Here is an 8,743-nt window from a genome sequence, read left to right as displayed (position 1 = left end):
CCTTGCTGCCGGGCGCCCAGCCGAACCGCCGCCGCACGGTCACGCCCTGCGGATCGGCGGCCCCCGCCTGGTAGAACGCCCGCGAGACCGGCGCCCGCCAGTCGATCACCAGCGGCGGCGCCGCGGGGTCCTCCGTGACGCGCGACCGCCCGATGTAGTACCGCTGCCCGCGGTGCTCCCCGGCCCCCGTCTCCCCGAAGTCGAGCCGCCCGAAGAAGAGGGGCGCCGCAGGGAGTTCGCGCAGCGCCTTGGCGTGGCTGCGGAACTGGTACCCGAGCACCTCGGCGTCGGCTCCCGACGCGGACACGTCCTCGCCCGCGACGACCTGCTCCTGGGCGCCTTCGATCATGCCCTGGAGAGCGGCGCGGCAGGCATCGTGGTAGCGGCGTTCTTGGTGGAGGTCGCTCATGCGCCCACGATAACGCAACCGAGTAACATTCATAACCAAGTAACTTCTATAACCGAGTAACGAATGGTCGCCCGTTACCGGGTCTCACGCTTCTAGACTCGCCCCATGACCATCGGCAACGACTCCCCCGGCCTGCGCGAGCGCAAGAAGGCACAGCGCTACCAGGACATCTCCGAGGCGGCGATCGCCCTCTTCCTCAAGAAGGGCTACGACAAGGTGTCCGTCGCGGAGGTGGCGGCCGCGGCCGAGATCTCGAAGCCGACCCTCTTCCGCTACTTCGCGTCCAAGGAGGACCTGGTCCTCCACCGCTTCGCCGATCACGAGGACGAGGCCGCCCGCGTCGTCGTCGACCGCCCCGCCAAGCGCCCCGCGCTCGACGCGCTGCAACGCCACTTCCTGGACGGTCTGGAACGCCACGACCCGGTCACCGGCCTCAACGACGCCCCCGGAGTCCTCTCCTACCTGCGGCTCCTCTACAGCACCCCGGCCCTCGTGGCCCGCCTGTACGGGTACCAGGGGCGCTCGGAGGACGCCCTGGCCGACGCGCTGCTCGCCGCGCACGGCGGCAACGCCCTCGAAGCGCGGCTCGCCGCCGGGCAGATCGTCTCCGTGCGGCGCGTCCTCGCCGAGGAGAACATGCGGCGCATCAGGGCGGGCGAGAGTGCGGAGGAGGTGTGGCCGGACGCCGTGACCTCGGCCAACAGGGCGTTCGCCCAGCTCAGGTCGGGCCTCGCGCGCTACGCCTGAGACCGTTCGGGACTGCCGGGACCGTTCAGGAGGCGGGCGTGGCACTCAGCGGCGAGGCCAGCGACCACAGGCTCTCGAAGAGCGCCTTGCGCTGCGTGACCTTCGCCCAGCCCGCGGAGTCCGAGTCCAGGTGCCAGCGGCGCAGCATCGTCTGATAGCCCTTGAGGTCGAGGATCTCCCGCTCCGGCGGCGTCGGCGAGGGCTCCCGCACGACCTTGTCGTAGATGCCGTCGAACAGTTCCTGGCCGTTGATCAGGCAGAACTTCAGCAGCGGCGTGATGCGCAGGACCCGGAACTGGGTGTCGACCTCGGCCAGGCCCGCCCTGCGCAGGATCTGCGCGGCATGGTCCATCCGCCGCGCGTGCTCATGCACCTTGGCGAGCAGGGCCGCCCGGAACAGCGGGTCGTCCACCGCCTTGCCCTCCTCGTCGAGCATCCCGGGTATCCCCATCGGGACGGTGAAGTCCGGCACGAGGATGCGGATGGTCACGATGCGCGCGCGGCCGGGGGCGAGGGCCTCCAGGCTGATGAGCGCGGGCTGCACCACGGTCTCGCCGGTGAAGCCGATGGCATCGATCTGCGTCCGCTCGGCCGCCGCGAGGGCCTGGCCGAAGTAGTCCGGCAGCTCCCTGGCCGAGACCTCGTCACCGGCCTGCGGCCGCAGCGCCTCGTTCAGCCGCCGCACCTCCGTGAAGAGGACGAAGGCGACCAGGCTGAGCAGAGCCCCGCCCAGAAAGGCCTTGCCCTCCAGGGCGTCCCCCACCGGCTGTACGAACTGCGCGACGAGCCCGAGACAGAACACCCCGAGCAGCGCCGCCTTGGTCACCCCGCTCTCGACGCTCCGCCAGCGCTCCGCACCCCACGCCCGCGCCGTCCCGCCTTCGCCACGCGCCATCAAGTCCCCCCAGACGTCAGCACGTTGTATGCCTACCCAGGAGCGGGCTCGACGTGCTCACGACAGGGCGGGTCAGCGGGAAACTTCTCGCCCGAGGTCTTCGAGGAGGCCCAGCAGCGGCTCCAGGGAGGACAGGACGAGCCCCGCACCGGCCGCGCGCAGCCGCTCGGCGCCGGGTTCGTCCCGCGCGTACCCGATGAAGCGGACCCTCGCGTCCGTTGCCGCCGCCAGGTCGGCCGCCGTGTCGCCGATCATCAGCGCCTCGCCGGGTGCGGCCCCGAGCCCGGCGAGGGCCCGGATCAGGGGGTCGGGGTCGGGCTTGAGGAGGGCGGGGTCGGCCGTACGGCCGTAGAGGTGCGGGCCGAAGGCGTCGGCCAGGCCGTGCCGGTGGAGGTAGGCGGAGACGGCGCGCGGTGAGTTGTTGGTGACCACCGCCATGCGTACACCCCGCGCCCGCAGCGCGCGGATGAGCCGGTGGGCGCCCGGCGTGGGCGGGGCGGTGTGCGTCGCCCAGGCCTCGCCCGCCGTGAGGAGGGCCTCCAGGTCGGCGCCGAGGTCCGGGTCAGGGAGCTGCCCGGTCCCGCGCAACGCGTGCACGGCCCGCAGGATGTCCTGGGGGTCCTCCGACCTCTCGACCTCCGCCGGGAGCAGCCCGAGGACACCACGGTCGCTCGCCAGCTTCCGCAGCTCTCCGGCGACGCGCTCCGCGGACCCGTCCGGGAAGAGCGCGCAGATGGGCCCGTCGAAGTCGAGGAGCACACAGCCAACGCCGCCGCCCCTGTACGACCTGAGCCCCGTCTCCGGTTCCTGCTCTGTCTGCGGCTCCGGCTCGGGTTCCGGCTCCATCGCGCGTTCCGCGAGGGACGCCTTCTCCAGGGCGCGGCCGAACGGCCCCTCGCACCAGGAGCGCAGCGCCCGTTCCACGTGCTGCCGGTCCGGTACCCCGCCGAGCCGCAGCGGCCCGGCCGCGCGCTCCAGCGCCCGGCGGACCTTGGCCGCCGCCTCCGCGTAGTCCTCGGCGACGGGGTCCCAGGGCAGCGCGGTCAGGGCGAGCGCGGCTCTCATGATGTCCGGGAAGACGGACTGGGCGTACTCGAAGTCCAGGTAGACGGGCAGGTCGGTGGCCAGGCCCTCGGTCAGGGCACCGTGGCCCGCGCGCCGCATCGCGACGGCCCACAGCTCCGTCATGCGGACCTGCTCGTCCTTCGCGTAGTCCATGCGTACGAGGTGGGTGGCGAGGTCGTGCAGGGGGTCGCCGTACGAGGCGAGTTCCCAGTCGATGACCGCGATCCTCCTGCGGTCGACCACGACGTTGGCGCGGTGCACATCGGTGTGGAGGAGGCAGAAGGGCCGACGGGTCAGCGGCCGTCGCCCCACGTCCTCGCGGAAGTTCCGCATGACGTCGGCACCGACGCCGACCTCGGTGAAGAGCGCGTCGAACCGCCAGCGGTTGGGCCGGTGCACCCGTTCCTCGGTGAAGTCGATGAGCCGGTGAAGGAAGTCCTGGCTGTGCGGGGAGGACGGCCAGCCCGCCGGGCGCGGCGGCAGTTCACCGACGGGCACACCGGCGGCCCTCGCGAAGAACCCGGCGAGTTCCCGCATCAGCGCCTCACCGACGGCGTCGTGCGGCACCGCGTCGGAGAGCACGCGCCCCGCCCGGTAGGAGTGCAGCGACCACGCGCCGAAGTCCCGCAGGCAGCGCGGCACTTCCCTGAGGTGCCTGCTGACCACCTTGAGCAGCTCGGGCTCGCTGGGCCAGACGCGGGGCACCACCTCCACCGTCTCGCGCGGCATCCGGCACTTCACCCGGGCCCGGAACGGCATCGTCCGGAGCAGCAGGGCGAGGACCAAGCCGAGCGGGACGATGTGGTTGACGTTGTGGTGACCGGCCACGACCTCGCGGTCCGGGTGGTCCCTGTGCGCGTCGGCGAGGCGTCGGATCCACGCCTCGCGCCGACCGCTCTTCGGCGCCTCGTGGGGAGAGCGAGGCGAGGATGACGGCATGAGCGCAGACGCTACCGAAAGCCGGAGCCCGATCATGCCACTTGCCGTCTCGTGCGCACGGGCGCGCCGCGAAGCGCTCCCGTCCGCCCCTTCACCGCGGGCCGTGTGTCAGCGCGGTTTCGTGGCGCCCGGGGCCCGTACCGCTCCCAGGACCGGTACGAGGGAGGCGACCAGGTCACGCGCGCCCGCCTTGCGCAGCAGCTCCGCCTTGCGCTCGTTGCGCGCGTAGCCGAGGAACCGCACGCCCGCCTGCCGTGCCGCCTCGTAATCGGAGGGCGCGTCACCGATCATCAGGGCGTCGCGCGGCTCGGCGCCCAGGGCATTCAGGGCGCGGTGGACGCAGTAGGGGTCGGGCTTGAGGAGGCTGAGGTCGCCGGTGCGGCCGTAGACGTGCGGGCCGAAGCAGTCAAGGAGCCCGCGTGTGGCGAGGTAGGACGAGACCGGGGCCGGGGAGTTGTTGGTCGTGACGGCGAGCCGGACGCCGACCGCCGACCAGGTCCGGATCAGCGGGTCCGCGTACATGGTGGGCCATGCGGTCCGCACGGCGTGCAGCTCCTGCTGGGTGAGCCAGCGTTCGAGCTCGTCCACCAGTTCGCTGCGGGGGTGGCGGCGGTCGACGGCGCGCAGCACGACGTACGGGTCGGGCTCCGCCTTCTCCTCGTCGGTGAGCAGCTCGTGCAGACCCCGCTCCTCCAGCCACCGCACGAGGTCCCCGGCCACCCGCTGGGCCGAGAGCCCGGCGAAGAGGCGGCAGATGGGGCCGTCGAAGTCGAAGAGGACGATCCGAACTTCTGCGATCAGAAGTCGGATTACTTCGATCTCTTTCCTGTCGATCTCAGGTGAGGTCGCTTCGGAACGCGTCGAGTCTGAGTTCATTTAAGAGAGTGTCAGGTCCGTGGTGATGGTTGCCCAGAGGGCGTCGAACCACTTCTGTGACTCGTCGACGAACGTGCCGTCGCGGTCGGACGGCTCGTTCCTCTCGAAGGAGAAGAGGGGCGCGGTGATGCCCCCCGCGTCGTACATGTCCATCGCCTCGGCACCGCTCGCGTCGTCCAGGAGCACCTGCTCCCGCCCCAGTGTGTAGTAGGCGAACAGCGCCTCCCGCCCGTTCACCAGGTACAGCTTCACCGGTGTCGTGAACGGCAGGGCGCGGAACTGGACCGAGACGTCGATGCCGTGCGAGGAGCGCAGGGCGCGCAGATTGTGGCGCAGGACCTGGCCCTGGGCGTTGCGCTGGGCCAGCCAGCGGCTGTGCAGGCGGTCCGTGCTCTGCTGGTCGGCCTCCACCGGTACGGGGAAGGCGAGGGTGATGTCGCTGCTCGGCAGGAGGATGCGCACCGCGATGGAGTCGGGGCGGATACGGCCCTCGTGGATCAGGCGGACCGGTTCCCCGAGGGCCATCATCAGGGTCTCCGCCGTGTACGACACGACGTCGATCTTCACCTGGGGCTCCGCGAAGGCCACCGCGAGACGGGGCGCGAGGGCGACCATGGAGGGCTGCGGGCCCCGGCTCGCGGGGGCGGGTCCGGCCTCGGCGACGCGCGGCGGGCTGCCCTTGCTGACGTTGGACAGGAGACCTTCGCTCTGGAGCCTCTTCAGCGCCTGCCGCACGGCCCCGCGCTCCACGCCGAACTCCTCGGCGAGCTCGGCCTGCGTCGGCAGACGGTCGCCCGCTCTCAGCTCGCCGGCCCGGATGCGCTCGCGCAGGGTGTCGGCGATGTTCTCGGGTGAGCGCTTTCTGCTGCCGTTCACTGCAACGTTCTCCTGGGTCACCACCAAACGATACAACTGACGGCCATCTCGGGGGAGTTGTGGGGGAGTTGCATATTCCGGCTCACCAAGCGGGACAACCTCGGCGGAGTTGGTCGCCAACTGGCCCCAAGCTGGTAGGAGGTTCCGGCGGGCCGCTCTCAGCCCGACGCCAGGTAGAGGTCCTGGCTGATCGTGTTCCACAGCGCGTCGAACCACAGGTGGGACTGCTCGACGAACGTGGTGTCCCGCAGCCCGTCCCCCCGCTGGAAGGGGAAGAGCATCGACTGGGTGCCCTGCGCGTCGTACATCTCCAGGGACTCCTTGCCGATCTCCTCGCCCCGCTTGGCCAGCGTGTAGTACGCGAAGAGCGCCTCCGAGCCGTTCAGCAGATACAGCTTCACCGGCGGTGTGAACGGCAGCGCGCGAAAGCGCACCGAGACGTCGATGCCGTGCGAGGAGCGCAGTGTCAGGAGGTTGTGGCGCAGGACCTGGCCCTGCGCGTTGCGCTGGTCGAGCCATCTGCGGTGCACCTCGCCGCCCTCGTCGTCCCGGTCGTCGACCGGCGCGGGGAAGGCCAGGTCGATGGTGCGGCTCGGCAGCAGCACCCGGACGTCGACCTTGGCCGGTTTCCGCTGCCCCGCGTGGATCTGCCGGAGCGGTTCGCCGATCGCCATCGTGAGCGAGATGGACGTGAGGCACAGCGCGTCTATCACCACGTGCGGCGCCTCGAAGGCCGCCGCGATGCGGGGCGCGAGCCCCACCATCGTCGGCTGCGGACGCACCGCGCCGGGGTCGGCGGGCCCGCGCTCGACGGCCTCCGCGACCGTGGCCGGGCTGCCCTTGGACACGTTGGACAGGAGGTGCTCGCGGTGCAGTATCCGCAGCGCCTCGCGGACGGCACCGCGCTCCACGCCGAACTCGTCGGCCAGCTCGGCCTGCGTGGGCATGCGCTGGCCCGGTCGCAGCGAACCGGACCTGATCCGGTCGCGCAGGGTATCCGCCACCTCGCGATGAGTGCGCTGCGGCCTCTTGTTCCCGTTGACCGGGGCATGGTCAGTAGTCACAACCAAACGGTACAACTTCGCGCCATCTCAGGGGAGTTGTAAGAAAGGTGGTTATGAGTCGACTCTCGCGGAGATAACCCAGGAGAAGTTGGTAGCCAACTTGGGCGACATGGTCAGGCCCCTCAGGGCTTGGTCACCAGCCCTCGGCCGCAGCGGCGAAGTCCCGCCGACGGCGGCCAGTTGGTCACCGGCTGAACGGGGTCCGCCGCCCCGATCCCGAAGGAGGGAACGCCATGCCGCTCATCGCCATCGTCGTCGCCGCCCTCGCCATCGGATTCGAGCAGCTCGTCCAGTGGAAGTACGGGCCGCTGGGAATCGTCGCCTTCATCCTGCTCACCGTGGGCATCAAGGCCAAGAACACCAAGCTGAGCGGAGCCGGAGCCGCGCTCCTGATCCTGCTCCTCGCCCAGTCGGGCTGAACCGGCCCCGGAGGCCGGACCGCCCGCACCACAGACCCGGCTGACCGGGCTCCCATCCGGAGGGGAGCCGGGAGTCCGATCAGCCGCCGAAGAAAGAGCCCCGGCTCCCGGCTACGGGGAGCCGGGGCTCCCCGCTCTCCGCCCGGGGCGCAACCGACCACGCCGGCGCCCCGGGCGGACGCCCGCTCAGACCAGCAGGTCGTCGACCTGCGCCTCGCCCTCGCGATACCGCCGGGTGATCTCCGCGCTGCAGTCGTCCGCCGTGCGCTGGAGGAGCTGGCGGCGGCGGGAGACCTGCTGTTCATAGCGGACGAGGCGGCCCATGGCCGCGTGCAGCTCCTCATCCGTGCGCGCCGCCAGGTCGGAGAGCTCGACCTCGGCGAGCATCTCCGTGGCGAGGCGGCGGTACTCCTCGCCGTGCGGGGTGCCGAGCGTGACGTGCCGCGCCGACGAGCGGTGCCGTGCCGGGGCGTCGGCGAGGATCTCCGAGAGCCGGTCGACGACCGCCGCGTCCGGCGTGGCCGCCAGCGGATCGCGCGGGTCCCTCCGGCGTGCCAGCTCCGCCCGCAGGATGTCGATGCGGCCCTGGAGCAGCCGCCGCACATAACTGAGGTCGGCCTCGTCCTGCTGCGCCGCTCTGCGCAGTTCACGCAGCTCACCCAGGCGCCGCGCGGCCAGGTCGAGCTCGGGCACGTCGGGCAGCGCCGGGCCCGCCGTGCGCTGTGCGGGCGGACGCGCAACCGTCGTGCGCCGCAGCGAGATGATGCGCGCGGGCGGCTGCCCCGCACCTGGTGTGCTCATGTGCCTCTACCCGTCCCCTCGACCGGCCGACGCGGTGCACCGCGTGCAAGCATGGTGCCACTCCGAGTGGCCGCTATGGGAGCGAGTGCCCGGAATCGGCCCCAGATGGGGGGATCCAGCGCGCCCATGGGGCGCACGCCGGTCGTAGTGCCGGGCACGGCATGATGACCGTATGCGAGCTGTGGTGCAGAGGGTCGACGGCGCGAGCGTCGTCGTCGAGGGCGAGGACGGCCCCGAGACAGTGGGCGAGATCAGCGGCGAGGGCCTGTGCGTCCTGGTGGGCGTCACGCACGACGACACCGAGGAGAAGGCCGCGCAGCTCGCCAGGAAGCTGTGGACACTGCGCATGCTGACCGACGAGAAGTCGTGCGCCGACATCGACGCGCCCCTCCTCGTCATCAGCCAGTTCACGCTCTACGGAGACGCCCGCAAGGGCCGCCGCCCCACCTGGAACGCGGCGGCCCCCGGCGCTGTCGCCGAGCCCCTGGTCGACGAGGTCGTCGCACGGCTCCGCGCGCTCGGCGCCACGGTCGCGACGGGCCGCTTCGGGGCGCGGATGCGGGTGGGCCTGACGAACGACGGACCGTTCACGGTCGTGCTCGACATGTGAGCCGCCCCGACCGGAGCCGTCGGGCGGCTCACATGTCGAGCA

The 8,743-nt window shown here is 71.5% G+C and carries 9 protein-coding genes and 1 pseudogene; 3 read left to right on the top strand and 7 right to left on the bottom strand.

The window, feature by feature from the left end:
* Positions 1-409, bottom strand: a pseudogene (locus tag AB8Z36_RS19660) (AAA family ATPase); the annotation flags it as partial.
* A 105-nt stretch (positions 410-514) separates the two neighbouring features.
* Between AB8Z36_RS19660 and AB8Z36_RS19655 the strand changes: the two are divergent.
* Complete coding sequence (locus AB8Z36_RS19655; RefSeq protein ID WP_369214648.1) at positions 515-1,156, top strand: TetR/AcrR family transcriptional regulator; 642 nt, start codon at positions 515-517, stop codon at positions 1,154-1,156.
* Between the two features lie 25 nt (positions 1,157-1,181).
* On the opposite strand, the gene AB8Z36_RS19650 is transcribed toward AB8Z36_RS19655, so the two are convergent.
* The 5 genes from AB8Z36_RS19650 to AB8Z36_RS19630 form a co-directional block, all read right to left on the bottom strand.
* Complete coding sequence (locus tag AB8Z36_RS19650) at positions 1,182-2,051, bottom strand: hypothetical protein (protein ID WP_369214647.1); 870 nt, start codon at positions 2,049-2,051, stop codon at positions 1,182-1,184.
* Positions 2,052-2,123: 72 nt separating this feature from the next.
* Entirely contained in the window at positions 2,124-4,055 is a 1,932-nt protein-coding gene (locus AB8Z36_RS19645; RefSeq protein ID WP_369214646.1) for an HAD family hydrolase, read from the bottom strand.
* A gap of 108 nt (positions 4,056-4,163) precedes the next feature.
* Positions 4,164-4,931, bottom strand: coding sequence for an HAD family hydrolase (locus tag AB8Z36_RS19640; protein WP_369214645.1), 768 nt, complete (start codon positions 4,929-4,931; stop codon positions 4,164-4,166).
* Entirely contained in the window at positions 4,932-5,834 is a 903-nt protein-coding gene (locus tag AB8Z36_RS19635; RefSeq protein ID WP_369214644.1) for a winged helix-turn-helix domain-containing protein, read from the bottom strand.
* A gap of 131 nt (positions 5,835-5,965) precedes the next feature.
* Positions 5,966-6,871 (bottom strand): FadR/GntR family transcriptional regulator, encoded by a 906-nt coding sequence (locus tag AB8Z36_RS19630; RefSeq protein WP_440581954.1) that lies wholly within the window; start codon positions 6,869-6,871, stop codon positions 5,966-5,968.
* Between the two features lie 233 nt (positions 6,872-7,104).
* On the opposite strand from AB8Z36_RS19630, the gene AB8Z36_RS19625 reads away from it, so the two are divergent.
* A complete protein-coding gene (locus AB8Z36_RS19625) occupies positions 7,105-7,290 on the top strand; it encodes a hypothetical protein (RefSeq protein ID WP_369214642.1) in 186 nt (61 codons plus the stop codon).
* Positions 7,291-7,476: 186 nt separating this feature from the next.
* Here the strand turns inward: AB8Z36_RS19625 and AB8Z36_RS19620 are convergent, their stop codons facing one another.
* Positions 7,477-8,091, bottom strand: coding sequence for an RsiG family protein (locus AB8Z36_RS19620; protein WP_369214641.1), 615 nt, complete (start codon positions 8,089-8,091; stop codon positions 7,477-7,479).
* Between the two features lie 172 nt (positions 8,092-8,263).
* Between AB8Z36_RS19620 and dtd the strand changes: the two genes are divergently transcribed.
* Positions 8,264-8,701: a D-aminoacyl-tRNA deacylase gene (gene dtd / locus AB8Z36_RS19615; RefSeq protein WP_369214640.1), complete on the top strand. Its 438-nt coding sequence runs from the start codon at positions 8,264-8,266 to the stop codon at positions 8,699-8,701.
* Positions 8,702-8,743: the final 42 nt, after the last annotated feature.

This window comes from Streptomyces flavofungini, assembly GCF_041028215.1.
GTDB classification, from domain to species: Bacteria; Actinomycetota; Actinomycetes; order Streptomycetales; family Streptomycetaceae; genus Streptomyces; species Streptomyces flavofungini_B.
Note: the sequence above shows the minus strand (reverse complement) of the source record. Positions and strands in the feature narration are given on the sequence as shown.

What these genes read in the sequence shown, in the direction of transcription:
- AB8Z36_RS19620 (WP_369214641.1), bottom strand. Translation starts at nt 8,091, where the DNA reads ATGAGCACACCAGGTGCGGGGCAGCCGCCCGCGCGCATCATCTCGCTG.
- AB8Z36_RS19650 (WP_369214647.1), bottom strand. Translation starts at nt 2,051, where the DNA reads ATGGCGCGTGGCGAAGGCGGGACGGCGCGGGCGTGGGGTGCGGAGCGC.
- AB8Z36_RS19625 (WP_369214642.1), top strand. Translation starts at nt 7,105, where the DNA reads ATGCCGCTCATCGCCATCGTCGTCGCCGCCCTCGCCATCGGATTCGAG.
- AB8Z36_RS19640 (WP_369214645.1), bottom strand. Translation starts at nt 4,931, where the DNA reads ATGAACTCAGACTCGACGCGTTCCGAAGCGACCTCACCTGAGATCGAC.
- dtd (WP_369214640.1), top strand. Translation starts at nt 8,264, where the DNA reads ATGCGAGCTGTGGTGCAGAGGGTCGACGGCGCGAGCGTCGTCGTCGAG.
- AB8Z36_RS19645 (WP_369214646.1), bottom strand. Translation starts at nt 4,055, where the DNA reads ATGCCGTCATCCTCGCCTCGCTCTCCCCACGAGGCGCCGAAGAGCGGT.
- AB8Z36_RS19655 (WP_369214648.1), top strand. Translation starts at nt 515, where the DNA reads ATGACCATCGGCAACGACTCCCCCGGCCTGCGCGAGCGCAAGAAGGCA.